The organism is Agarivorans sp. Z349TD_8, from assembly GCF_050870825.2.
Lineage (GTDB): Bacteria > Pseudomonadota > Gammaproteobacteria > Enterobacterales > Celerinatantimonadaceae > Agarivorans.
On the sequence record NZ_CP194037.2, the window covers coordinates 1,209,405 to 1,232,812 of the forward strand.

General features: G+C 45.5%; 24 protein-coding genes. 15 read left to right on the forward strand and 9 right to left on the reverse strand.

Going from position 1 to position 23,408, the window contains the following annotated elements; translation table 11 throughout:
- Positions 1–22: 22 nt before the first annotated feature.
- From ACRRS1_RS05405 to ACRRS1_RS05420, 4 genes are read right to left on the reverse strand one after another with little or no spacing between them, the layout of a single operon-like run.
- Complete coding sequence (locus tag ACRRS1_RS05405) at positions 23–1,378, reverse strand: AmpG family muropeptide MFS transporter (protein WP_432454166.1); 1,356 nt, start codon at positions 1,376–1,378, stop codon at positions 23–25.
- A gap of 30 nt (positions 1,379–1,408) precedes the next feature.
- Positions 1,409–1,987: a peptidylprolyl isomerase gene (locus tag ACRRS1_RS05410; protein WP_432454165.1), complete on the reverse strand. Its 579-nt coding sequence runs from the start codon at positions 1,985–1,987 to the stop codon at positions 1,409–1,411.
- The gene (locus ACRRS1_RS05415; RefSeq protein WP_432454164.1) at positions 1,984–2,553 is read right to left on the reverse strand and encodes a YajG family lipoprotein; all 570 of its coding nucleotides are present in this window, start codon (positions 2,551–2,553) and stop codon (positions 1,984–1,986) included. The genes ACRRS1_RS05410 and ACRRS1_RS05415 overlap by 4 nt, the downstream gene beginning before the upstream one ends.
- Before the next feature lie 22 nt (positions 2,554–2,575).
- Positions 2,576–3,715, reverse strand: a complete 1,140-nt coding sequence (locus ACRRS1_RS05420; protein WP_432468237.1) for a methyltransferase — start codon at positions 3,713–3,715, stop codon at positions 2,576–2,578.
- An 82-nt stretch (positions 3,716–3,797) separates the two neighbouring features.
- Here ACRRS1_RS05420 and ACRRS1_RS05425 point away from each other — a divergent pair, with 82 nt between their 5' ends.
- The 11 genes from ACRRS1_RS05425 to nqrM all read left to right on the forward strand — a co-directional run bounded on the left by ACRRS1_RS05425 (position 3,798) and on the right by nqrM (position 13,224).
- The gene (locus tag ACRRS1_RS05425) at positions 3,798–4,388 is read left to right on the forward strand and encodes an alpha-ketoglutarate-dependent dioxygenase AlkB family protein (RefSeq protein WP_432468236.1); all 591 of its coding nucleotides are present in this window, start codon (positions 3,798–3,800) and stop codon (positions 4,386–4,388) included.
- A gap of 3 nt (positions 4,389–4,391) precedes the next feature.
- The gene (locus ACRRS1_RS05430; RefSeq protein WP_432468235.1) at positions 4,392–4,694 is read left to right on the forward strand and encodes a BolA family protein; all 303 of its coding nucleotides are present in this window, start codon (positions 4,392–4,394) and stop codon (positions 4,692–4,694) included.
- A 55-nt stretch (positions 4,695–4,749) separates the two neighbouring features.
- Complete coding sequence (locus tag ACRRS1_RS05435) at positions 4,750–5,820, forward strand: TRAP transporter substrate-binding protein (protein ID WP_432454160.1); 1,071 nt, start codon at positions 4,750–4,752, stop codon at positions 5,818–5,820.
- A gap of 296 nt (positions 5,821–6,116) precedes the next feature.
- Positions 6,117–7,457, forward strand: a complete 1,341-nt coding sequence (locus ACRRS1_RS05440; protein ID WP_432454159.1) for a Na(+)-translocating NADH-quinone reductase subunit A — start codon at positions 6,117–6,119, stop codon at positions 7,455–7,457.
- A 2-nt stretch (positions 7,458–7,459) separates the two neighbouring features.
- Positions 7,460–8,671 carry an NADH:ubiquinone reductase (Na(+)-transporting) subunit B gene (locus ACRRS1_RS05445; RefSeq protein ID WP_432454158.1) on the forward strand — a complete coding sequence of 404 codons (1,212 nt, stop codon included), beginning with the start codon at positions 7,460–7,462 and terminating at the stop codon, positions 8,669–8,671.
- Positions 8,661–9,446, forward strand: a complete 786-nt coding sequence (locus tag ACRRS1_RS05450) for a Na(+)-translocating NADH-quinone reductase subunit C (protein WP_432454157.1) — start codon at positions 8,661–8,663, stop codon at positions 9,444–9,446. Before ACRRS1_RS05445 ends, ACRRS1_RS05450 begins: the two co-directional genes overlap by 11 nt.
- Entirely contained in the window at positions 9,439–10,071 is a 633-nt protein-coding gene (locus ACRRS1_RS05455; protein ID WP_432454156.1) for an NADH:ubiquinone reductase (Na(+)-transporting) subunit D, read from the forward strand. The genes ACRRS1_RS05450 and ACRRS1_RS05455 overlap by 8 nt, the downstream gene beginning before the upstream one ends.
- Before the next feature lie 4 nt (positions 10,072–10,075).
- Positions 10,076–10,684: an NADH:ubiquinone reductase (Na(+)-transporting) subunit E gene (gene nqrE, locus ACRRS1_RS05460; protein ID WP_432454155.1), complete on the forward strand. Its 609-nt coding sequence runs from the start codon at positions 10,076–10,078 to the stop codon at positions 10,682–10,684.
- Between the two features lie 31 nt (positions 10,685–10,715).
- Complete coding sequence (gene nqrF, locus ACRRS1_RS05465) at positions 10,716–11,939, forward strand: NADH:ubiquinone reductase (Na(+)-transporting) subunit F (RefSeq protein WP_432454154.1); 1,224 nt, start codon at positions 10,716–10,718, stop codon at positions 11,937–11,939.
- Between the two features lie 9 nt (positions 11,940–11,948).
- Positions 11,949–12,968, forward strand: a complete 1,020-nt coding sequence (locus tag ACRRS1_RS05470) for an FAD:protein FMN transferase (protein ID WP_432468234.1) — start codon at positions 11,949–11,951, stop codon at positions 12,966–12,968.
- Positions 12,969–12,987: 19 nt separating this feature from the next.
- On the forward strand, positions 12,988–13,224 hold the full coding sequence (gene nqrM / locus ACRRS1_RS05475; protein ID WP_432454152.1) for a (Na+)-NQR maturation NqrM: 237 nt from the start codon (positions 12,988–12,990) through the stop codon (positions 13,222–13,224).
- Between the two features lie 67 nt (positions 13,225–13,291).
- On the opposite strand, the gene ggt is transcribed toward nqrM, so the two are convergent.
- The 4 genes from ggt to ACRRS1_RS05495 all read right to left on the reverse strand — a co-directional run bounded on the left by ggt (position 13,292) and on the right by ACRRS1_RS05495 (position 17,876).
- Positions 13,292–15,028 (reverse strand): gamma-glutamyltransferase, encoded by a 1,737-nt coding sequence (gene ggt / locus ACRRS1_RS05480; RefSeq protein ID WP_432468232.1) that lies wholly within the window; start codon positions 15,026–15,028, stop codon positions 13,292–13,294.
- 621 nt (positions 15,029–15,649) lie between these two features.
- Positions 15,650–16,444 (reverse strand): DODA-type extradiol aromatic ring-opening family dioxygenase, encoded by a 795-nt coding sequence (locus ACRRS1_RS05485; protein ID WP_432458855.1) that lies wholly within the window; start codon positions 16,442–16,444, stop codon positions 15,650–15,652.
- The gene (locus ACRRS1_RS05490; protein ID WP_432468231.1) at positions 16,441–17,391 is read right to left on the reverse strand and encodes a glutathione S-transferase family protein; all 951 of its coding nucleotides are present in this window, start codon (positions 17,389–17,391) and stop codon (positions 16,441–16,443) included. Before ACRRS1_RS05490 ends, ACRRS1_RS05485 begins: the two co-directional genes overlap by 4 nt.
- A 32-nt stretch (positions 17,392–17,423) precedes the next feature.
- Positions 17,424–17,876 (reverse strand): DoxX family protein, encoded by a 453-nt coding sequence (locus ACRRS1_RS05495; protein ID WP_432454148.1) that lies wholly within the window; start codon positions 17,874–17,876, stop codon positions 17,424–17,426.
- A gap of 112 nt (positions 17,877–17,988) precedes the next feature.
- Here ACRRS1_RS05495 and ACRRS1_RS05500 point away from each other — a divergent pair, with 112 nt between their 5' ends.
- Positions 17,989–18,891, forward strand: a complete 903-nt coding sequence (locus ACRRS1_RS05500) for a LysR substrate-binding domain-containing protein (protein ID WP_432468230.1) — start codon at positions 17,989–17,991, stop codon at positions 18,889–18,891.
- Between the two features lie 192 nt (positions 18,892–19,083).
- Positions 19,084–20,085, forward strand: a complete 1,002-nt coding sequence (gene yiaK, locus ACRRS1_RS05505) for a 3-dehydro-L-gulonate 2-dehydrogenase (RefSeq protein WP_432468229.1) — start codon at positions 19,084–19,086, stop codon at positions 20,083–20,085.
- Between the two features lie 184 nt (positions 20,086–20,269).
- Here the strand turns inward: yiaK and ACRRS1_RS05510 are convergent, their stop codons facing one another.
- The gene (locus ACRRS1_RS05510; RefSeq protein WP_432456200.1) at positions 20,270–21,145 is read right to left on the reverse strand and encodes a LysR substrate-binding domain-containing protein; all 876 of its coding nucleotides are present in this window, start codon (positions 21,143–21,145) and stop codon (positions 20,270–20,272) included.
- 194 nt (positions 21,146–21,339) lie between these two features.
- Between ACRRS1_RS05510 and ACRRS1_RS05515 the strand changes: the two genes are divergently transcribed.
- A complete protein-coding gene (locus tag ACRRS1_RS05515; protein WP_432454145.1) occupies positions 21,340–22,470 on the forward strand; it encodes an S-(hydroxymethyl)glutathione dehydrogenase/class III alcohol dehydrogenase in 1,131 nt (376 codons plus the stop codon).
- Positions 22,471–22,564: 94 nt separating this feature from the next.
- Positions 22,565–23,404, forward strand: a complete 840-nt coding sequence (fghA, locus tag ACRRS1_RS05520; protein ID WP_432454144.1) for an S-formylglutathione hydrolase — start codon at positions 22,565–22,567, stop codon at positions 23,402–23,404.
- Positions 23,405–23,408: the final 4 nt, after the last annotated feature.

Genomic DNA, 23,408 nt, shown 5'->3' on the forward strand with positions numbered 1-23,408 from the left:
CATATTATTTATCAGATTGGTATTAGTGTTTGCTGTCGTGATTATCTTGCAATATCCGTCCAAAATAACCGCGTAGGCTAATCAGCATGATGAGGCTCGGCACGACCATTATAGCTGTGAGAACAAAGAACAGTGGCCAAGAGTTGAGCATATCGGCCAGCGAGCCACTGAAGGAGGCGAGGGTGGTTCGGCCTAGGTTACCTAAAGAGGCGAGCAGCGCATATTGAGTGGCTGAAAAAGCTTGGCCAGTTAATGTGGTTAAAAACGAGACAAAGGCGACGGTGGCAAAGGCACTGGTAAAGTTGTCGACGATGATGGTGGCCAAAAACAACTGCTCGTCTGGACCCGTAGAGGCTATCCAGGCAAACATTAAGTTGCTGCTTGCCATCGCAACGCCGCCTAACATGAGTCCTTTTATCACGCCAAAACGCACGTTGAAGGCACTACCGACTAAAGTAAATAATACCGTTGCCCCCCAACCAATGAGTTTAGAGTAATGACCAATTTGCTCATTACTAAAGCCAATTTCTCGATAGAAGGGGATCGACATGCGCCCTAAAAACGCTTCGCCAATTTTAAATAGAAAAACAAACATCAGTAGGGTGATCGCAACTCGCACGCCGTTGCGACGAAAGAAGTCGATAAACGGTTCGGCCACGGTCACCGTGAGCCACGCGACAATCGGTGAATGGGTACCAAGATACTGGGCGTGCCGTTGTTCCGCTTGTTGTTGCAGAGCATCCCGATCGGTGATGGGTTCTTTAACCAACAGGGTAAATAACATGAGCAACGCTACAATGCCACACATCCCTAAATAGACACCATTCCAACCAATAGCATCGGCGTTAATAAACGCTAAGTATCCGGGAAGTGAATATCCTGTCCACCAACCGATGACCGCCATGGCCGAGGCTTGGGGCAAGCGATGCGAATCGGCCTTGCTAAAACTATCGATGCGAAAGGCATCGATAGCGATGTCTTGGGTAGCAGAAGCCGTGGCGATACACAGGGCTAGCATCGATGTGACCATTAAACTATTGGCTGGGTTAAACTTTGCAATAGCAAAGGTGCATATCAAGACGATAGCTTGACAGCAAAAAATCCAACTTCGGCGTTGGCCAAGCCAGCGATGAAATAGTGGCAATTTAACTCGGTCGACTAAGGGCGCCCATAGAAAGTTAATGGCATAAACAATGAACACCGAGCCAAAGTAGCCGATGGCAGAACGGGTGAGTCCTGCATCAGTCAGCCAGCCAGACATGTTTGAGCCAATCAGGACCCAAGGAAAACCGCTGGCACAACCGAGCATAAATACCCATAGCAGTCGTTTATCTAAATAAGAACGAAAGGTCTGTGACCAAGTTGGCGATGAGTTCATTTACTGCTCAGTTGTGTTGTAACAGAATTATTAAGGTTGAGATGGGTCTATTAATACCACGTCTTCGATGATCACTTTCTGGACTGGTACGTTACGCATCCCTGGGACGGGACCAGTTTTTGTGGGTTGATTGACTATCTTATCGATGACATCCATGCCAGAAATGACTTCGGCAAATACCGCATAACCGAATTTTTTAGGGCTGCCATCGAGGTAGGGGTTATCAACAACATTGACAAAAAACTGGCGGGTTGCGCTATTTGGATCATTGGTTCGTGCCATCGCTACGGTGCCACGCTTGTTGTTTAAGCCATTTTTAGATTCATTTTCGATGGGTTTGTAGCTATCGACTTCTTCATAATTAATAGAGTAGCCGCCTGCTTGTACCATAAAGCCGGGAATGGTGCGGTGAAACAAAGTGCCTTTATAGCTACCGTCTTCGACATAACGTAAAAAGTTGGCCACGGTTTTTGGGGCTTGTTGTGGTTTGAGCTGTAATTGGAATTCACCGAGATTAGTCACAAACTTTACTGTTTGCGCCCAGCTGGCGACGCTGAAAAGTGCCAGACTTATGGTAAACAGGGTATTGCGGAAAAAACGCCAATTCATGGTTGATACTCCATTACTTCTATTAGTTGTGGGTCACTTGCGATTTCAGCTAATAACTCAGAAAGTTGTTGATTCATTGCCTCGGCTTGTTTATTTACATCCACTTTAAAGGCTCCTTCATTGGTATGAATTGAGCGAAATTCCTTATCTAAAGTTTTAGTCGGGGTGTCTACGGTCACTTTGATGCGTATGGTCGTGCTGGCACTGTATTTTACGCTCCCTTGCTCAACGCGAGAGGCGAGTTCGTTAATATCTACCCGGATTGTGTTGGGTGAGGCGGGGACAAAACCCAGGCCTTGTTGCTGCCAAGCTGCGCTAAGCTGCTGTTCAATGGACGAACGTAAATTGCTGCCACTGGCAATTAGTTCGGCTTGCTCTTGATCACCGTGATGAATGCTGATTAAAAATCGATTTGGGCGTAAATCTTGGGAATGAATCGCCGCAATAATGGAATGCTGGGTGACATCGCTCAGTTGTACCTGTGGATTTAACTGCACTTGTTGTGGTCGACTACTACAAGCACTTAAGCCGAATAGTAATATCACCAATGTAAATAGATTCTTCAAGTGGTTCACCTTTTCTGGTTAATTAACGTTTCGTGCAACCGAGGATAACAAATTTGTTATTGCTCGCCAGCAACTTATAGCCACCAAAGTAAGATTTTAATAGTGCTTGGTAGCTCAAATGGCGATTTGCGACGACGGCGAGCATGCCATTGCTACGTAAACAGCGTTTGGCGTCGCGAAACATTTGCCGAGCAATATGAGTAGAAATGGTGTTTTGTTGATGGAAGGGCGGATTACATAATACCAGATCCGCAGAGTTGTCGGCTTGATGTTCTAAAGCGTTATCATGAATAAACTCACATCGATTAAGCGCCTCAGGATGATTCAGTTGTACGTTATTTTTTGCTGAGGCCAAAGCCATCAGTGATTCGTCGGCAAAGGTGACCGAGGCCTCGGGGTAGAGCTCTAGGGCTCTTAAGCCGAGTAGACCATTTCCACAGCCTAAATCGACAACGCTGGCAAACTCACCTCGCGGCAAATGTTTTAGCATGAAGCGGGTACCAATGTCGAATTTGGCGAAACAAAATACGTTGGCGTGATCATTCAGTTGCCACTGGTATTCCTCTATCGTCCAAGCTTTGGGATAGCGAGAGGCCGAGCACTTACCTTGATAGTGGCTAAATAGGAGGCGGGCCTTCTTTTTCGCTAACGAGGTGTTCACTTCACCGAGATGTTTTTCAAACAGATTAAACACCGATTTGGGCAATCCTTTGAGCATCACGCCACAAACCAGTAAGCTTGCGTTATCCATGGCATTTTGTAGTGCAATGAGCTGGTGTTCCAGATAGTTTAAGCTCTTGGGTAAACGCATTAGGACTAAGTCAGCTTGAGGCATGACATCGATGCTACTAATTATATTTATGCTTTCCCCATTAAGCTGATTAGCTTGAATATTTTGCGCTAAAGCTTGCTGGGCGATAAAGGAGTCACTCAACCAAGTGATTTGGCAATGGCGTAAATTAGGGTGAGCCAAGAGTGCGCAGGCTAGGCCGCCAAATTCATCGTTGAGCAGCAAAATATGTTGAAGGTTTGTACTAAGCTCAAAGGCATACTCTAACAATAATTCGTCAGCCGCGTTCCAAGCGCGTAGCTCATCAGCAGACTGTTTTGGGTAACGAGCTAAGTTTAACTCTACGGGAGCGATGATGAGTTGTTGATGCATATTGGAATGGTAGCGTGCTGGCCTTGAATCGTGCCAGCAGTGTATCTAAGTTAATGGCTAAACGAAAGGCGCAGAAAAGGTCGTGAATCAGTTGTCAGATGAGATTATTCTTTATAAGCATTGGTTAAGTCCGGAAAATGTGGATAGATTGTTCCAATCTTTGCTTGCAGAATTGCCCTGGCAACAGCATCAAATTCGTTTATTTGGGAAGACTTGTTTGGAGCCCCGATTGTCGGTTTGGTTAGGTGATGTGGAGGCGGCGTATCGCTATTCTGGAGAATGGCGACAACCTTTGACTTGGCCTGAATTTTTAATACCAATAAAGGCTGCATTGCAGCAGCATACAGGGCAGCGTTTTAATAGTGCTTTGGTGAATTTATACCGTGACGGTCACGACTATATGGGCTGGCATAGTGATAATGAAGCCCAATTAGGTCTACGACCGATTATCGCGTCATTAAGCTTAGGCGCGTCCCGGCGTTTTGTTTTCCGTGACAAATCCACCAGATCTAAGCTGCAGTATCTGCTTGGATCTGGTGATTTATTATTGATGAATGGTTTGTCTCAACAGCAGTGGCAACATAGTTTGCCAAAAGCGCTTAAAGTAAAACAGCCGAGGATCAATTTAACCTTTCGTTATACAATGCCAACAATAGAATCTATGAAGGAATAGAAGATGCGGGTTGAAACACAAGTTAGCGAGAAATTAAAGCAGCATTTTTCACCTGAGTACTTAGCGGTGGTTAACGAGAGCCATATGCACAATGTGCCCGCAGGCTCTGAAAGTCATTTCAAAGTCACGATTGTTAGTGAACTATTTCAAGAAAAAACTCGTATTCAGTGTCACCGAGAGGTTAATAAAGTTCTTGCTGAGGAACTAAAGCAAGATATTCATGCTTTAGCAATCCACGTATTTACCCCCGAACGATGGGATAAACAACAGCAAGTGCCAGTATCACCAATCTGTCGTGGTGGTTAATCGTTCTGCACGAAGCGTTGCTTAAACACATGAGCATTAAAATAAGGATTGTTTTATGCGGGTGTATATTAAATGCCTATTTCTAGGTTTTTTGTTGAGTGCTTGTAATGGTGACCAGAGTGATAGTCAATCAGCGCAGCGAACTCAATATAAATGGACTTTGGTAACTTCATGGCCTAAAAATTTACCGGGACTTGGGGTGACCTCGGAACGTTTTGCTGAAGAAGTCTATGCAATGAGTGGTGGGCGAATGCAAATAAGTGTCTATGGTGCTGGGGAGCTTTATCCAGCCTTAGATGTATTTGATGTTGTTGCTCAAGGTAAGGTCGAGATGGGCCACAGTGCGGCCTATTATTGGCAAGACCGATTGCCAGCTGCTGTTTTTTTTAGCGCGCTGCCTTTTGGGATGGCAGCTAAAGATCTGAATGCTTGGTTGTACCTTGGCGGCGGGTTGGCGCTATGGCGAGAACTCTATGCGCCATATAATTTGCTGCCTTATCCCGGAGGAAACACCGATGCGCAGATGGGAGGCTGGTTTAATAAAAAAATAAACACGATGGATGATTTCAAGCAGTTGAAAATGCGTCTTCCCGGATTAGGGGCCAAGGTGCTGGAAATGGCTGGAGGTTTGCCCTTGGCTTTACCTGCGGATCAACTTTATCAAGCGCTGCGTGACGGCGATATTGATGCGGTGGAGTGGGTCGGCCCATATAATGACTTGGCGTTTGGCTTTCATAAAGTTGCCAAGTATTACTACTATCCGGGGTGGCATGAGCCAAGCACTACCCTTGAATTTATTATCAATAAGGAAGCCTTTGCTACACTACCCGATGATCTAAAAAGAATTATTGAGAATGCGACCAAGGTCGTAAATCAAGAAACTTTGAGTGAGTATGTGGTCTACAATGTGGAGGCATTAACCATATTGGCTAATGAGCATGGTGTGGATATTGTTCCGTTCCCACCACAAGTATTGGCGCAATTAAAAGACTATAGTTTGACGGTTATAGAACAACTTGCGAACAAAGACCCGTCTTTTGCAAAGGTGCTTAACAGTTACCGACGGTTTCAATTTGGCGTAAGTAAAAATAATCAATTAAAACTGGCTCCGACCAGTTTAGAATAAACGTAAGTTAAGCAAATTTAAGGTGCTTATCGCAAATTATTAAAAAGATTCTTGTTAAGTTATTAGCTAACCCATTGTTTAAGGTTGATAACAAGCTCGTAACACTTAAGTCGAATAGGTTATATTTTTGGGCTTTTTCTTTGGAGAATTGGGGTTGATTGGTGCTAGAATACAGTCGTTTTCTGTGGCTTGTTAGTTAATTGTCGAAGACTTGTTAGCTAATTACTTAAATTTAAGTGCAAAATTCACACAGGCGTTATTGCTCGTCTTCCGACCCAACACATGTGTAAGAGAGTATGATTACAATAAATAAAGGACTTGATCTGCCTATTAAAGGCGATCCCAAACAGCAAATAGTAGACGCGTCTATTGTTACCAGAGTGGCTGTACTCGGCGAAGATTATGTTGGCATGCGTCCAACAATGAAAGTACGAGTGGGTGATGTGGTAAGCCAAGGTCAGACGTTGTTCGAAGATAAGAAGAACCCCGGCGTTGTATTTACGGCTCCTTGCGCTGGAACCATTCAAGATATTAACCGCGGCGCGCAGCGGGTATTACAATCTGTCGTGATTGAGAAACAGGCAGGTGACAGTATTGATTTTGGTGCTTTAAGCGATGCCGAAATTGATAGCGTAGCGCGATCTGAACTTGTGGATAAACTCGTAAATTCTGGCCAATGGGTCGGTTTTAGAACGCGTCCATTTAGTAAAGTGCCAGCGATAGATTCAACACCTTCCGCAATTTTTGTGACCGCGATTGATACCAATCCTTTAGCCGCGGATCCGACGGTTGTGATTGCGCAGAACGAAAGTGCTTATCTTACCGGATTACGGGTGTTATCTCGTTTAACTGATGGAGAGATATTCGTTTGTAAGGCTAATGTTAGTTTGCCGAAGTCGGATGCTGCTCGGGTCGAAGAGCATGTATTTGCAGGCCCGCATCCAGCAGGTTTAGCGGGGACTCACATTCACATGCTAAAACCAGCAAGCGCACAACGCACCGTTTGGTCGGTCTCTTATCAAGACGTGATTGCGATAGGGCATTTGCTGCAAAGTGGTAAAATTTATAATCAGCGAGTGATTGCCTTAGCGGGTCCGGTGGTCAAAGAACCACGCTTGTTGCGCACCGAACTCGGTGCCGAGATTAGTCAATTGATTGATGGCGAACTAGTCGATGGTGAGCACCGAGTGATTTCTGGCAGTGTATTGCTGGGCAATCATGCGGTTGGTCCGCATTGTTTCCTAGGCCGTTACCATCAACAGGTTGTGGCTTTAGAAGAAGGTTATGAGAAAGAGTTTATGGGCTGGGCTGTACCCGGCACCAATAAGTTCTCCTTAGCGCGTATATTCGTCTCTGGTCTGAATAAAAGTAAGTTGTTCTCGTTCACCACGACTACTGGCGGTAGCGCCCGTGCCATGGTGCCGATTGGTCAATATGAGCGGGTGATGCCCTTAGATATTTTGCCAACATTGTTACTTCGAGACCTATTGTCAAATGATAGTGATAGTGCGCAACAACTTGGTTGCTTAGAGCTTGATGAAGAAGATTTAGCGCTATGTACCTTTGTATGTCCCGGCAAATACGAATACGGTAGCGTGTTACGTGATTGTTTGACCAAGATTGAGAAGGAAGGTTAAGCATGAGTCTTAAGCATTTTATTGAAAAAATCGAACCTCAGTTTCTACCTGGCGGTAAACATGAAAAGTGGTTCGCGCTTTATGAAGCCACCGCCACCTTTTTATATTCACCGGGTTTAGTGACCAACAAAAATACCCACGTTCGTGATGCAATTGATTTAAAACGGATCATGATTTTTGTGTGGGCGGCACTAATGCCCGCTATGTTTTTTGGTATGTATAATGCCGGAATGCAAGCGAATGAAGCCATTATTGCGGGTTACTCGGCTCCTGACGATTGGCATATTGCGTTACTTGGTTTGCTCGGCGTGCCGATGGGCGCAGATGCCGGTTGGATAGCATCGATGCTCTATGGCGCGGTATTCTTCCTACCGATTTACTTAACCGCATTTGTGGTGGGTGGATTCTGGGAAGTTTTATTTGCCTCGGTACGCGGCCATGAGGTTAACGAAGGTTTTTTTGTGACCTCTATTTTGTTTGCTTTAACTTTGCCAGTGACGATGCCTTTATGGCAGGTGGCACTGGGGGTTACTTTTGGCGTAGTTGTTGCGAAAGAAGTGTTTGGAGGCACCGGAAAGAACTTCCTTAATCCTGCTTTAGCGGGGCGTGCGTTCTTGTTCTTCGCATATCCAACCGCGATATCTGGAGATGCAGTTTGGACCGCTGTGGATGGTTATTCTGGCGCGACACCACTCAGTGTGGTTGCCGCTCAAGGTATCGACGGTTTAGCAGCGCAAGGCATTTCTTGGAGCGATGCATTTTTTGGCTTTATTCAAGGTTCTAGTGGTGAAACTTCAACTTTCTTACTGGCTTTGGGCGGATTGTTCCTCATTTTCACTCGTATCGCTTCGTGGCGAATTGTAGCGGGTGTATTGGCGGGAATGGTCGCAACCAGCTTGTTGTTGAATGTTATTGGTTCAGATAGCAATATGATGTTCCAATTACCCCCGCATTGGCATTTGGTACTTGGTGGTTTTGCCTTAGGTATGTTCTTTATGGCCACAGACCCAGTATCGGCATCGTTTACTAATAAAGGTAAGTGGTGGTATGGCGGGCTTATCGGCTTGATGGTGGTGCTTATTCGAGTCGTGAACCCAGCTTTCCCCGAAGGTATGATGTTAGCTATTTTGTTCGCCAATTTATTTGCTCCAATCTTCGACTACTTTGTAGTTCAAGCCAATATCAAACGGAGGCTTGCTCGCGATGGCCAGTAATGATTCCTTAGCCAAAACCATTAAGGTTGTTATTGGCGTTAGTTTAGTGTGTTCTATTGTGGTCTCGCTGGCAGCTGTAGGTTTGCGTGGCATGCAGCAGCAAAACGCATTGGAAGATAAGCAGAAGAATATTTTAGCGGTATCTGGGGTGGCCCTCGATGGTCGTAAGGTGGCAGACGTTTATGCTGAAGTCATTGAACCGCGCGTGATTGATTTAGATACCGGAAGCTTCGTCGCTAAAGATAAGGTCAATCCAAATACCTTTGAACAACGCAAGGCTGCTAAAGATCCGAGTACCAGTATTCGGATGCCGGGCGATGAAGACATTGCAGGTATTATACGTCGTTCTAATTTTGCCAGTGTTTACTTAGTAAAAACGTCTTCTGGAACCATTGACCGAGTGATTTTACCCTTGCATGGTCGTGGCTTGTGGTCAACGATGTATGCCTTCTTGGCGGTACAGCCAGACGGTAATACGGTCGATGCGCTGGTTTATTATGACCAGGGTGAGACACCGGGACTTGGTGGTGAGGTGGCTAATCCACGTTGGCAAGCCAAATTTGTTGGCAAGAAGCTATATGATGCTGGCGGTCAAGCAGCGATTACCGTGATTAAAGGGACTGCTCCTGCAGACTCACCCTCTGAGGTCGATGGTTTATCAGGTGCGACCCTTACGAGTAAGGGGGTCGATAACACCTTTAAATTTTGGTTAAGTGACAAAGGCTTCGGTAAGTTCCTGACCAAATTGCAACAAGGAGAGCTAATCAATGGCTGATGCTAAGGAAACCAAAAAAGTTTTATTTGGCCCAGTTATCGCCAATAACCCCATCGCATTGCAAGTGTTGGGTGTTTGTTCAGCGTTAGCAGTGACCAGCAAATTAGAAACGGCATTTGTAATGACCATTGCGGTTATGCTGGTAACAGCCTTTTCTAACCTGTTTATTTCGATGATTCGGAATCATATTCCAAGCAGTGTGCGGATTATCGTGCAAATGGCAATTATTGCCTCCTTGGTGATTGTGGTTGACCAAGTATTGAAAGCTGTGGTTTATGATATCTCCAAACAACTTTCGGTATTTGTTGGCTTGATTATTACCAACTGTATTGTGATGGGGCGTGCCGAAGCATTTGCCATGAAAGAGCCACCATTGAAGTCTTTTCTCGATGGTATTGGGAATGGCCTGGGTTACGGTGCGGTATTGATGTCGGTCGGTGTGATTCGAGAACTATTCGGTTCTGGTTCGTTATTTGGGATTGAAATCTTACCATTGATTAATAACGGCGGTTGGTATCAACCTAACGGCTTGTTATTACTGCCCGCATCAGCATTCTTTGTGATTGGTTTATTAATCTGGGGATTGCGTAGCATTTATCCAGAACAAGTAGAGCCGAAGGAGTAGGCGCGTGGAACATTATATTAGTTTGTTAGTGCGCTCTATTTTTATTGAAAATATGGCGCTGGCTTTCTTGTTAGGGATGTGTACTTTCCTAGCCGTTTCAAAGAAAGTTAAAACAGCCTTTGGTTTAGGGGTCGCGGTCACCGTGGTTCTGGGTATTTCGGTACCGGTAAACCAAATTATCTATTTCAATTTGTTAGCACCTGGCGCGCTGGATTGGGCTGGTTTACCCGATGCCGATCTAAGCTTCCTTGGCTTCATTACCTTTATTGGGGTAATTGCTGCGTTAGTACAAATTCTTGAGATGGTATTGGATAAATACTTTCCTGCACTGTATCAAGCCTTGGGTATTTTCCTACCACTGATTACTGTGAACTGTGCCATCTTTGGTGGTGTTTCATTCATGGTGCAACGTGAGTACAGCTTAGCTGAGTCCGCTGTGTATGGTATCGGTAGTGGTATTGGCTGGATGTTAGCGATTGTTGCTTTAGCGGGTATTCGTGAAAAAATGAAGTATTCAGATGTGCCTGATGGCTTACGTGGTTTAGGGATTACCTTTATTACCGCGGGTTTGATGGCGATGGCGTTTATGTCGTTCTCGGGCGTTCAGCTTTAAGACGGCCAATAACTACAAGGAAAATTAGTCGATGGAAATTATTCTCGGCGTAACTATGTTTACCTTGCTTGTCTTGGCTTTAGTGACAATCATTTTGTTTGCTAAGTCGAAGCTGGTAAGTTCTGGTGACATACAAATTCTTATTAATGATGATCCAGCCAAGGCAATTACTACTCAGGCGGGTAATAAATTGTTGGGTGTACTGGGTAATTCAGGCATTTTTGTATCATCGGCTTGTGGCGGTGGTGGCTCATGTGGCCAGTGTCATGTGCATATTCATGAAGGTGGTGGTGATATTTTACCCACCGAGCTTGATCATATTAGTAAGCGAGATGCGGCAGATGGCATGCGTTTGGCTTGTCAGGTGAACGTCAAGCAAGACATGAAGATCTCTTTACCCGAAGAAATTTTTGGGGTAAAAAAATGGGCTTGCGAAGTTATCTCTAATGACAACAAAGCTACTTTCATTAAAGAGTTGAAGTTGCAGATCCCTGATGGTGAGTCAGTTCCGTTTCGTGCGGGTGGTTATATTCAAATTGAAGCGCCGGCCCACCATGTAAAATATTCAGATTTTGATATTGAAGAGCAGTATCGTGGCGATTGGGAACACTTTGGCTTCTTTAATTTAGAATCAAAAGTAGATGACGAGACCATTCGAGCTTACTCAATGGCCAACTACCCAGAGGAAGAAGGTATTATTATGTTGAACGTGCGGATTGCAACGCCACCGCCAAACAACATGAGCCTACCTTGTGGTAAAATGTCGTCGTTTATCTTTAACTTAAAAGCGGGTGATAAAGTCACAATTTCTGGGCCATTTGGTGAGTTCTTTGCCAAAGATACCGAAGCAGAAATGGTGTTTATTGGCGGTGGTGCAGGTATGGCGCCAATGCGTTCGCATATCTTCGATCAGCTTAAGCGTCTTAGCTCTAAGCGTAAGATTAGCTTCTGGTACGGGGCTCGTTCTCGTCGAGAGATTTTCTATGAAGAAGATTTTGATATGTTAGCTCGCGAGAATGAAAACTTCGAGTGGCATGTAGCCTTGTCTGACCCACAACCGGGAGATGACTGGGAAGGTAAAACTGGCTTTATTCATAATGTCTTGTTTGAAAACTATCTACGAGACCACGATGCGCCTGAAGACTGCGAATACTATATGTGTGGTCCTCCGGTGATGAATGCTGCGGTGATTAACATGCTTAAAGAGCTCGGTGTTGAAGATGAAAACATTCTACTTGATGACTTTGGTGGTTAATTGGTGAGAATGATTAAGTTTTGGCTAGCCCTTATTGGGCTAGCTTTTTTCGTTAGTGGCTGTAGTGAGCAAAACAATTTGTATACCTTACAAATTGAGGGGCGCACTATGGGAACTTACTATCAAATTAAAGTGGTTGAACCTCGAGATCAGTTACCGAAAGGCGCAGCGTTACAGCAAAAAATTGATAAGTTGCTACGCCAAGTTAACCTAGAAATGTCAACCTATTTACCGAACTCTGAATTGTCTTTGTTTAATCAATTTCAAAGTGGAGAACCGAAACACATTTCGGCAAATTTAGCTAAAGTGATGGCCGCGTCATTACAGATCTCAGAACAGTCGGCTGGCGCTTTCGATGTCACGGTGGGTCCTTTGGTTAATTTATGGGGCTTTGGTCCAGAAGGTCGTCCCAACAAACGTCCCGATGAGCAAGCGCTGAAACAAGCCAGAGCGCGCATTGGTTATCATCACCTTACTTTAAACGGCCAATTACTGAGTAAAGATTTAGCGAGTTTATACGTCGACCTTTCCGCGATTGCTAAAGGCCATGGTGTTGACCGTGTTGCTGAATTGATCGAGAGTGAAGGCTTTCATAATTTCATGGTGGATATTGGTGGTGAGCTACGCTTAAAGGGTCATAATGACAAGGCTCTGAGCTGGCGGATCGCGGTAGAAAAACCAGTGGTAGAGCAACGCGCAGTACAAAAAATTATAGCGCCCGGAGATAACGGTGTTGCAACCTCGGGTGATTATCGTAATTACTTTGAGCAAGATGGTATTCGTTACTCGCATACCATTAATCCTAAAACGGGTCAGCCGATTGCCAATCATATTGTATCGGTCACAGTGATCGCTGCTACCAGTATGATGGCCGACGGCTACGCGACGGCGCTTACGGTTATGGGGGTGGATCAAGCCTTAGCTTTTGCCGAAAAGCATCAATTGGCGATTTATATTATCGATAAGCAAGGGGATGAGTTTGTTGAACACCTTAGTTCAGCTTTTATTCCCTTTATCATCCAACAATAAACGAAGGAGTACTGTCGGAATGGCTTATTTTCTTGTGACATTTGTGTTTTTTGTTGTGGTGATTACCGCGATGGCTGTGGGCTATATTTTTCAGAAGAAAACCATTAGCGGGAGTTGCGGTGGTATCGCATCGCTTGGAATTGAAAAGGTTTGTGATTGTCCTGAGCCTTGCGATAAACGAAAAGCCAAGATGGCTTTAGTCGAACAGAAACAAAAAGCGCGCCAAGCGATGTTAGATGAACATCGGATTATTTAAAGCGCGTGCTAGGCATGATGCGATATTTAAAACAGCGCTTTACAGCGCTGTTTTTGTTTATGTATTTTTAGTCCCCTTTTGCGATACCTTCACGGCGAGGATCGGCTGCGCCAACCAACCTATCAGGGTAAATCCTGATCCCTTGTAGACCCGAGGTCATGGCTTTTATTTTGGTTTGGTAACCTAAGGCTTCTAATGCCGCTTGTTTATCCACCGCAGCGCTATTTGCTTCCAATTCATATACGCCGAAACGGTTGTTGATGTGCGCTTGCTCAATGGCTTGCTGTAAGCTCATGCCCCAGTTTAAATGACTCACTAAGGTTTGAGCCACGTAACCAATAATACTGCTGCCGCCGGGCGAGCCGATAGCCACGATCGGCTGGTTGTTTTGCAGTACGATAGTTGGAGACATCGATGAACGCGGGCGTTTATTGGCTTCAACTCGATTGGCCACTGCTTGGCCATCTTTTTCGGCAATAAAAGAAAAGTCAGTGAGTTGGTTGTTTAATAGGAAGCCATTAACGAACAGCCGTGAGCCAAAGGCATTTTCGATGCTAGTGGTCATCGATAATACATTACCTTCACTATCGACGATACTGATATGGCTGGTGGAGGGAAGTTCGATACTGAAGTTTGATGCTTGGGCGGATAAAGCTGCCACATCTCCAGCAGACACGCTGCTAAGGGCCTTATCACCTTTTAATAATTGGGCGCGTTTCGCCAAATATTGGGGGGCGAGTAGGGCGGTACTTGGTACGCTTACAAAGTCACTATCGGCAAGGTATTTCGCTCTGTCGGCAAAGGCGAGTCTTGAAGCATCGCCGAGGATCCGCCAGCTTTGAATATTATCGGGGCCCCATTTATCAAGTGGGTAGTGAGCGGAAATTCCAAGGATTTGACCGACGGTGCTTGCGCCAGAACTTGGTGGCCCCATGCCGCAGACCGAATATTGTAGGTAAGGGCTACATAAAGCGGGGCGTTGTTTGACTTGATAAGCGGCTAAGTCGCTTTCACTGAGCAGCCCCGGATTAGCTGCTGCCTGTTGTACCGCTGCGACGATTGCTTTTGCGGTTGCACCTTGATAAAAGCCTTTCGCCCCTTGTTTGGCGATTAAATTTAAGGTCGAGGCATAGGCTGGATTTTTGAGTAGGTGGCCGACCGTTAAGGGTTTACCTTGGGCATCATAAAAGTAGTTTCGAGCACCGGGATAGCGGTCGAGTCGGTGAGTATCACCGGCAATCAGTGTGGCTAAGCGAGGACTAACTCTAAATCCCTGTTGTGCTAAGCCGATGGCGGGTGAAAATAATTGAGGCCACTCGGTTTTTCCATAGCGTTGATGCAGGGTTTCAAATAGCGCTACCACCCCCGGCACCCCAACGGATCGCCCCCCCACAACGGCATCATAAAATTTTAATGGCTTGCCACTGTCATCTAAAAATAAGGAAGGCGAAGCCTTGGCTGGAGCCTTCTCTCGAGCATCAAAACTGGTGATTTGTTGCTTTGTAGCATCGTAATACAGTACAAATGCTCCGCCACCAATACCAGAAGATTGGGGTTCGACCAAACCCAGAACGGTTTGGACTGCAATCATCGCATCTACGGCACTTCCACCCGCTTTTAGTATCTCATAGCCAGCCTCAGCGGCTAGCGGATTGGCGGCTGAGACCATAAATTTATGGGCGACAAACGCGGTTTTTTGGCTCGAACCGCTGGCAAGTTCGGGGGCGAAAGCATCGCTGCTTTGGCTCTGAGCCATACTATGAGTCGATATCAATAAAGCGAAGCTCAATAAACGACGAATCATCTGATTATCCTTTTTCAGTGAATATTTAAGGGTGTTGACCTATCCATGCTGTTGCCGTTGTTCAGTGATTCTTAAACAAAGCAGATCAAATGTTATGTCACCATCGGCATGAATCAGCGGTTAATGTGGGATCAATACTGCCTTAGAGTTCAATTAAATTTATGGTTGTTTATTTCTTATTGAGAAGGCTAAGCGAAGGGCTCGTTCTCAGGGTTGTTTAAATTGAGTAAGGGTATAAAGCTTCAACATTAAAACGCTTCTAGCCAGTTTAACAGTATCGAGTAAGCTTGCCATTGTCTAATCAAGCATTATTGATGAAGGTGTTAACTAGAATTTACATGTTTTAGTGCTTGGTGACAGATTGAGCGCTGTTTGTGAAGGGCGATTGGCTTGAATATTGGTGATGCTGATCAGTTATCAAACAAAGTTAAAAAGTTGCTATCGCTACAGGGAGGAAGCGATAGCAGAAGGCAAATCAGTTTAAGTAGGATGTTATTCCAACTCGATTAAGTTTGGCTCTATGTTTGCGGGTGAAAGTTATGAGCTGCAAATCAAGATCTTCGCTGCGCGAATACAAGAGCACTTATTTATTGTGATTGGTATTATTTTAAAGTTAGATGCTTAGCTAAAGGCGTAAGCATCCAAGGCCAAAATTTCAAGTTCGACGTCTTGATGGATCTGGTGAACTTTATCGCCTTCGTTCCAAGCCCCCAAAATCGAGAGTAGCGGGACAAAGTGTTCAACGCTTGGATGATTAAAGCGACTAAAAGGTGCCTGATTTTGATAATCCAACAAAGCTGGGATATCTTTCGCTAACAGTTTCTCTTTTACCCATTGAGTAAACGCCGTCACTTTTTCAACCCGCTGTGGATCAGGAATACTAGCAAACACTTCTCGCAGGTTGTGGCTAATCCCTCCAGAGCCAAGCAGTAAAATATTTTGCTCAGACAAGTAGCTTAAGGCTTGACCTAGCTGGTAGTTATGCTGACTACTTAAGCGACTGTTGATAGAGATTTGTAGCACTGGAATATCTGCTTGCGGGTAGATTAAACGCAGCGGGATCCATACGCCATGATCCCAGCCCTGCTGTTCGTCCAGTATTGGCTGATACCCCTGACTTTGTAAGCGCTCTGCGACTTGTTTTGCTAAGTCTGGCGCACCCGGCGCCGGATATTGCAGTTGATAAAGTTGCTCGGGAAAACCATAGAAATCGTGAATGGTTTTTGGTTTTGTTGCACTGTTAATGATGATATCTGCAGTAGCATCAAAATGAGCAGAAAAAACCACAATAGCATCCGGTTTGTGTAATTGCCGACCCAAGTTTTTGAGAAAAGCGCTAGTCGCGCTATTCTCAATGCCCATCATCGGTGAGCCATGGGAAATAAACAGAGCTGGCTGTTTGCTGACCTGATTCATGCAATATTCTCCGGACCCTTAGGCACGATACCTGCTGGGTTGAGTGCTTTTAGTGAATAATAGCCTTGTTTAATATGTTCAATATTAACTGTATTTCCAATGCCCTCAAGCGCCAAAATTCGCTGCACATATTTGGATAAATAGGGCATTTGGGCAATCAGATTTCGATTACATTTGAATAAACCATAATAGGCAGCATCAAAACGGATCAGGGTTACAAAGCTTCTGATGTCGGTTTCAGTGAGTTGTTCACCGAATAAAAATGAACGACCATCTGCTAATTTGGCTTCTAGTTTATCTAAAGTGTTAAACACGCCTTGGTAAGCTTCTTCGTAAGCAAACTGCGAGCTGGCGAAGCCCGCTTTATACACGCCATTATTGAGCAGGTGATAAATCTCTTCGTTCAGTGTATCAATCTGCTCGGCCAGCTCTGCAGGATATAAATCCATTTTTGAGCCGGTGAGGTGATCAAAGGCACTGTTTAACATGCGAATGATGTCTGCGGATTCATTGTTTACAATCACATTATTGTGTTTATCCCACAGTACCGGAACCGTCGCTCTGCCGGTGAATTTAGGATCGGCGTGAGTGTACAGCTGGTGAGCAAATTGATAGCCATTTAAATGGTCGGCAGTCGCATCGGCATAGCCATCAAATTGCCAGCCTTGATCGGTCATCACCGGATTGACGATGCTAATCGAAATATAGTCTTGAAGTTGTTTGAGTTCCCGAAGCATCAAGGTTCTAGAAGCCCAAGGACAGATATACGCAACATAGAGATGGTAACGACCTTTCTCTGCTTTAAAGCCGGCATTACCAGTGGGGCCAGCGGCGCCATCTTTGGTGATCCAATGCCTAAAGCTAGAGGTTTGGCGTACAAAGCGCCCTTGCTCATCTTTTGCCTGTACTGGTTGCCAGTTTTCTGTCCAAACGCCTTCGACTAACATAATCAAGTCCTCAATATGGGTTAAATTTAGGGTTATTTATTAGCACTAAGCAGCGCATGGATTTTATTGTCTAAAGCAAAGCGCCCTGCGCCTTGAACAGCTAAAAACAAGGTGACTGCTAACAAGGTTAATGCATACTCATAACCATTTGCGGCTAAAAACAGGCCATTACCAATATGTACTGTCATCGCCATTAGCATAGTAAATGCAAGCACTAGAGCGGCTGGGCGGGTTAGCAAGCCAAGTAGTAAAGCAATACCGCCAAAAAACTCGGCGCTGCCAGCCATTAAAGCCATGAGGTAGCCGGGTGCAAACCCCACGCTTTCCATCCATTGGCCGGTGCCTTCAAGACCATAACCACCAAACCAGCTAAACAGTTTTTGCGAGCCGTGGGCAACCAGTATCAAACCTAAAGGTAGACGTAGAATTAGGGGAGCAAAGCTGGCTTTGCTAGCAACAAGTTTGTTTAAGAGTTGAGTATTCATGGTATGTCCTTCACTGGGAATTTAATTAACTAAGTTGTGCTAACTATAATGCTTGGTATTTCATTGATAAATGCTATATTTGTTGAGTGATTATCAATGTATGGTTGTTAATATGGATAGACTACAAACTATGAGAGCCTTTGTGAGTGTGGTAAAGCAGGGCTCATTTGCGAAAGCGGCTGAATACTTAAGTTTGTCTCCTCAGTTGGTGAGTAAATATGTCTCCCATTTGGAAGACAATCTACAGTCGCGATTACTGAACCGAACTACGCGTAAATTGAGTTTGACCGAGGCCGGACGTTTTTATTTTGAACGTTGCACTCAGTTATTAATTGACCTTGAGGAGATGGACAATGCGCTTGCCCATGAGCAAGGACAGCCTTCAGGAAAACTTCGAATTACCGCACCGATGTCCTTTGGCATGCATCACTTACCGAAGTTAGTCGTTGATTATCAGCAGCGCTACCCGCAGGTGGATATCGACTTGCAACTCAGCGATAAAAAAATCGATATTGTTGAAGATGGCTACGATATCGCATTACGGATTGGTAAATTGCAGAGTTCTTCATTGATCGCTAAAAAAATCACCGATATTCGAATCGTGGTATGTGCCGCCCCCAAGTACCTGCAGCAATATAGTATCCCCAAAAATTCCCAACAATTAATGGATCATCGCTATCTGAGTTATAGCTATGCCGATAGCGCAAGTTTATTTGCTAAGTTTGAACAGGTACTGGGTTACAACAAGTTAAACTCGACCTTGATCTCTAATAATGGCGATTTATTGGTCAATGCGGCGATCCATGGCGGAGGAATTGCCATTCAGCCCTCATTTATCGCTGGTAAAGCTATCAGCCAGGGGGAGTTGCAGGAAATATTACCCGACTATGCTCCCGATCCACTGGGACTCTATGTGGTTTATGCCCATCGTAAGTTTTTAAGTAGTAAGGTTCGCAGTTTTGTTGATTTCATCAGCGAGTATTATGGAGAGTGTCCTTATTGGGATGACTATTAAAGGCAGGCCGTGGTTTAAGGCTTGGCGAGGAGCGATAGCGCTGGCTGAACAACATTGTGCTCGAGGTAGTGAGGGATTTTTTAGTAAAATCAACACCTAGTCAAATTTATGTCTTGTTCTTCCCAGTTTTTTCGAGACAAGTTTGGGATGATTGAGTGTTCTAACATGGTATTCGCGAAGAGGAAATAAGCGGTGGCCCTAGTAACAATTGAACAACTACACAATGAATATTTGCGCGTTTTATTAGCGCGAGATATGAATCCCGACCGGGCTGAGCAATTGGCGACCGGCTTTGTGGATATGGCCAATGAGGGGGTCTACTCGCATGGCATTAATCGCTTCCCGGTGTTTATCTCGCAAGTGGATAAGGGGCAAATCAAGCTTAATGCAGAGCCGGAATGTGTTGCCAGCATGGGCGCACTGGAGCAGTGGGATTGTCATCTCGGTCCTGGTGTATTGAATGGTCATATTTGTGCTGATCGTGCCATGGTTCTGGCCAAGCAGTTTGGGATTGGCATGGTGGGTATGCGCAATTCAAATCATTGGATGCGTGGTGGCGCTTACCCCTTGAAGATGGCTCGTCAGGGCTTTGCTGCAATTGCCGCGACCAACACCGTGGCGATTATGCCGCCTTGGGGAGGGAAAGACTGTCGCATCGGAAATAATCCATTGATCATGGCGATTGCAGGCGATCCGCCGGTTTTACTCGATTGTGCGATGAGCCAGTTTTCTTATGGTCAAATTCAAAATCATCATCTCGCCGATAAGCCCTTGCCGGTGGATGGCGGCTTCGATGACGAGGGCAATTTGACCAAAGATCCGCAAGTATTGATGAACAATAAACGGGTGTTGCCGATGGGGTTCTGGAAGGGGTCGTCGATGTCTATCGTATTAGATATGATGATCACCGCGATTAGTGGCGGCTTATCGGTACCAGCCTTAACGGAAGATCAAACTGAAGAGTATGGGGTATCGCAATTCTTGATCGCCATCGATCTGAGTAAAACCATGGAGAGTCATCGTTTTGCTCAAGAGATGCAGCGGATCCGCGATTATGTAATGAGTGCTGAGCCTGCCGAGGTCGGGCGGCTTAAGATCGGTGGTTCAGAGATTCAAGCCTATATTGATAAACACCAACAGCAGGGTGGCATCGAAATTCACTCGCAAATTTGGCAGAAAATTAAGGCCCTGTAAGGCCTTGCAGATTTGTGGTGTGACATCGAGATTTGTGGCGATACAGGTTTTGCTACGCCGTAAGATGGCCAGAGTCACGGCTAAGCTTGTTGAACCAAGGCTTAGCCATCATGATTCGCCATGGTAGCGACCAGCAATGAGTCAACAGCTCCCCGACGATTCATACTGGTCTCGCAAAGCCAGATTAAATCTCAGCCAAGCGTTGTTGTAGGTGAGATAACATTAAACTCACTTTATTGGATAGGTGTCGGTTTTGTGGGTATAAGGCCCAAATGCCTTCGGGGCCTTTTTGATAAGGTATTAATAGCTCAATCAGAGCTCCACTTTGTAAATGCTTTTTAACGTAACTGTCGGGCAATTGCACAATGCCCAAACCTTTTAGTGCGGCATCCAGCAAGGCATAACCATTGTTACACTGCAGCCGTCCGCTTATTTTAAGCGCCATCGCTTTCCCCCGTTCGACAAACCGCCAGTACTCGATAGTTCCTTGTAAACAGTTATGCTGAGCCAACTCACTCACCACATGCGGTGAGCCATGTTGCGCCAAGTAGGCTGGGGAAGCACAAACATGCAAGCTGCGCTGGGCGAGGCGCTTCGCCATCATACTCGAGTCGGGCAGTTCGCCCAGTCTAATCGCCAAATCTATGGCTTGATCGACTAAGTCAATTTTTTGGTTACTGAGTTGGAGTGATACCTCCAACTCCGGGTATTGCAGGCAAAAATCATTCACCGCTGGTGCAATATGTTGTTCACCAAAGGTCACCGGTGCGGTCATACGTAACTTACCTCGAGGCGTATTCTGTAAGTTGTTTAAGCTGCGCTCGGCGTCAAGCAAACCCTCGATCAATGGCCTACACTGTTGATAAAACAACAGGCCACTGTCGGTAGCCGATACTCGCCGAGTGGTGCGATAAAACAACTTAGTGGCTAAACGTATTTCCAGCTGAGAAATTTGACGACTCACCTGAGCGGTAGAAATACCTAAACGTTGTGCGGCAGCAGTGAAACTTTCGGTTTCAACGACCGAAACAAACTCGTTAATACCGTCCCACTGGAACATAGCGGCCAACCTCGTTGCAGATACTGATTGCTTAAACATTATCAGCCATCATCAAGCAATGATTTAGCCGATATTGTTACTACACAGTAAAAGTGAATTAATGAATTGCTAGATTATCACCAATTAAGAAACAAATATAATATTGTGATGAATACGCCTTTTAGGCGACAACGAATACATAGTGAGGAAGCGCGATGACTGCCAAAACCATTCAATCAAAAGCTGCCGTAGCATGGGCTGCTGGCCAACCATTAAAAATGGAAATTGTTGATGTAGCCCCCCCTAAAGCGGGTGAAGTGCGGGTAAAAATTATTGCCTCAGGTGTATGCCACACGGATGCATTTACCTTATCGGGCGATGATCCGGAAGGGATATTTCCGGCGATTCTGGGCCATGAAGGCGGCGGCATTGTCGAATCGATTGGTGAAGGGGTAAGCAGCGTTAAGGTGGGCGATCACGTGATCCCGCTTTATACACCAGAGTGTGGCGAATGTAAGTTTTGTAAATCGGGTAAAACCAACCTTTGTCAAAAGATCCGCGAAACTCAAGGCAAGGGGCTAATGCCCGACGGAACCACTCGCTTCTCTATCAACGGTCAGCCGATTTTTCATTACATGGGGTGCTCGACGTTTAGTGAATATACGGTATTACCGGAAATCTCACTCGCCAAAATCAACCAAGAGGCACCTCTCGAAGAAGTCTGTTTGTTAGGTTGCGGCGTGACCACTGGGATGGGTGCGGTTGCCAACACCGCCAACGTTCAAGCGGGCGATACGGTGGCAGTATTTGGTTTGGGTGGCATTGGTTTATCCGCCATTATTGGCGCTCAGATGGCCAAAGCTGGCCGCATTATTGCTATCGACATTAACGAATCGAAATTTGAATTAGCCCAAAAGCTTGGTGCGACCGATTGTGTTAATCCAAAAAATTTCGACAAGCCAATTCAAGAAGTGATTGTCGAGATGACCGATGGTGGTGTCGACTTCTCGTTTGAATGTGTGGGTAACGTTCACCTGATGCGTAGCGCTTTAGAATGTTGCCATAAAGGTTGGGGCGAGTCGGTGATTATTGGTGTTGCCGGTGCCGGCCAAGAAATATCAACTCGACCATTCCAGTTGGTCACTGGGCGTGTATGGAGAGGCTCGGCATTTGGTGGCGTAAAAGGTCGCTCCGAGTTACCTGAGTATGTAGAACGTTATATGGCTGGAGAGTTTAAGCTAGATGATTTTATTACCCACACTATGGCCTTAGATAAAGTTAACGAAGCTTTTGACTTGATGCACCAAGGGAAGAGTATTCGTAGTGTTATTCATTTCGATAAATAATGAATAAACCACATGCAAAACAGTGTGCTAATGCATTAAACCAAGCGTATTGGCACTGTTATTTTATTCACTTTGACCAATAAGGATAAGCTAAATGCACGACATTGAACTTATCAGTGCCAATAAAAGCTTTGGGGGCTGGCACAAACGCTACAGCCACCGCGCGAGCAGTTTAAATGGGCTCGCGCAGTTTGCGATTTTTTTGCCGCCACAGGCTAGCGCTAAGCAGCCAGTACCGGTCTTGTACTGGCTGTCAGGGCTAACTTGTAACGACGAAAACTTTATGCAGAAAGCTGGTGCACAGCGTATGGCTGCCGAGTTAGGCATTGCCATTGTTGCGCCCGATACCAGCCCTCGTGGTGACGAGGTGGCCGATGATGAAGCTTACGACCTAGGCCAGGGCGCGGGGTTTTACCTAAATGCCAGCCAAGCCCCATGGAAGCAGCATTACCACATGTACGACTACATTGTGAGTGAACTGCCTGCATTAATTGAGTCCTGTTTTCCGGTCAGTAGCAAGCGGGCAATTGCTGGACACTCGATGGGGGGACATGGCGCCTTAACCATTGCTTTGCGCAATCCGCAACGTTTTAGTTCGGTATCGGCATTTAGCCCTATTTGTAATCCTAGTGCGGTGCCGTGGGGTAAAAAAGCCTTTACCGCTTACTTAGGCAGTGATCCGCAACACTGGGCAGAATACGACGCTAGCCTGCTCATGAGTGAAGCGAAGCAGTTTGTTCCTGCGTTGGTTGATCAGGGAGAGGCAGACCAATTTTTAGCAGAGCAACTAAAACCAGAAGCATTAACGGCAGCGGCGAAGCAAAGCGCTTATCCCTTACGCCTCAATATGCATACTGGTTACGACCATAGCTATTTTTTTATCGCCAGCTTTATTGAGTCTCACCTGCTGTTTCACGCCAAACACTTCGCTTGAAGTT

Excerpts from the sequence above, each read along its gene's own strand:
- ACRRS1_RS05445 (WP_432454158.1), top strand. The coding sequence starts at position 7,460 with ATGAGTCTTAAGCATTTTATTGAAAAAATCGAACCTCAGTTTCTACCT.
- ACRRS1_RS05485 (WP_432458855.1), bottom strand. The coding sequence starts at position 16,444 with ATGAATCAGGTCAGCAAACAGCCAGCTCTGTTTATTTCCCATGGCTCA.
- ACRRS1_RS05450 (WP_432454157.1), top strand. The coding sequence starts at position 8,661 with ATGGCCAGTAATGATTCCTTAGCCAAAACCATTAAGGTTGTTATTGGC.
- ACRRS1_RS05510 (WP_432456200.1), bottom strand. The coding sequence starts at position 21,145 with ATGTTCCAGTGGGACGGTATTAACGAGTTTGTTTCGGTCGTTGAAACC.
- fghA (WP_432454144.1), top strand. The coding sequence starts at position 22,565 with ATGCACGACATTGAACTTATCAGTGCCAATAAAAGCTTTGGGGGCTGG.
- ACRRS1_RS05455 (WP_432454156.1), top strand. The coding sequence starts at position 9,439 with ATGGCTGATGCTAAGGAAACCAAAAAAGTTTTATTTGGCCCAGTTATC.
- ACRRS1_RS05405 (WP_432454166.1), bottom strand. The coding sequence starts at position 1,378 with ATGAACTCATCGCCAACTTGGTCACAGACCTTTCGTTCTTATTTAGAT.
- ACRRS1_RS05435 (WP_432454160.1), top strand. The coding sequence starts at position 4,750 with ATGCGGGTGTATATTAAATGCCTATTTCTAGGTTTTTTGTTGAGTGCT.
- ACRRS1_RS05515 (WP_432454145.1), top strand. The coding sequence starts at position 21,340 with ATGACTGCCAAAACCATTCAATCAAAAGCTGCCGTAGCATGGGCTGCT.
- ACRRS1_RS05495 (WP_432454148.1), bottom strand. The coding sequence starts at position 17,876 with ATGAATACTCAACTCTTAAACAAACTTGTTGCTAGCAAAGCCAGCTTT.
- ACRRS1_RS05430 (WP_432468235.1), top strand. The coding sequence starts at position 4,392 with ATGCGGGTTGAAACACAAGTTAGCGAGAAATTAAAGCAGCATTTTTCA.
- ACRRS1_RS05420 (WP_432468237.1), bottom strand. The coding sequence starts at position 3,715 with ATGCATCAACAACTCATCATCGCTCCCGTAGAGTTAAACTTAGCTCGT.
- ACRRS1_RS05470 (WP_432468234.1), top strand. The coding sequence starts at position 11,949 with ATGATTAAGTTTTGGCTAGCCCTTATTGGGCTAGCTTTTTTCGTTAGT.
- ggt (WP_432468232.1), bottom strand. The coding sequence starts at position 15,028 with ATGATTCGTCGTTTATTGAGCTTCGCTTTATTGATATCGACTCATAGT.
- ACRRS1_RS05500 (WP_432468230.1), top strand. The coding sequence starts at position 17,989 with ATGGATAGACTACAAACTATGAGAGCCTTTGTGAGTGTGGTAAAGCAG.
- ACRRS1_RS05490 (WP_432468231.1), bottom strand. The coding sequence starts at position 17,391 with ATGTTAGTCGAAGGCGTTTGGACAGAAAACTGGCAACCAGTACAGGCA.
- ACRRS1_RS05440 (WP_432454159.1), top strand. The coding sequence starts at position 6,117 with ATGATTACAATAAATAAAGGACTTGATCTGCCTATTAAAGGCGATCCC.
- nqrM (WP_432454152.1), top strand. The coding sequence starts at position 12,988 with ATGGCTTATTTTCTTGTGACATTTGTGTTTTTTGTTGTGGTGATTACC.
- ACRRS1_RS05410 (WP_432454165.1), bottom strand. The coding sequence starts at position 1,987 with ATGAATTGGCGTTTTTTCCGCAATACCCTGTTTACCATAAGTCTGGCA.
- nqrF (WP_432454154.1), top strand. The coding sequence starts at position 10,716 with ATGGAAATTATTCTCGGCGTAACTATGTTTACCTTGCTTGTCTTGGCT.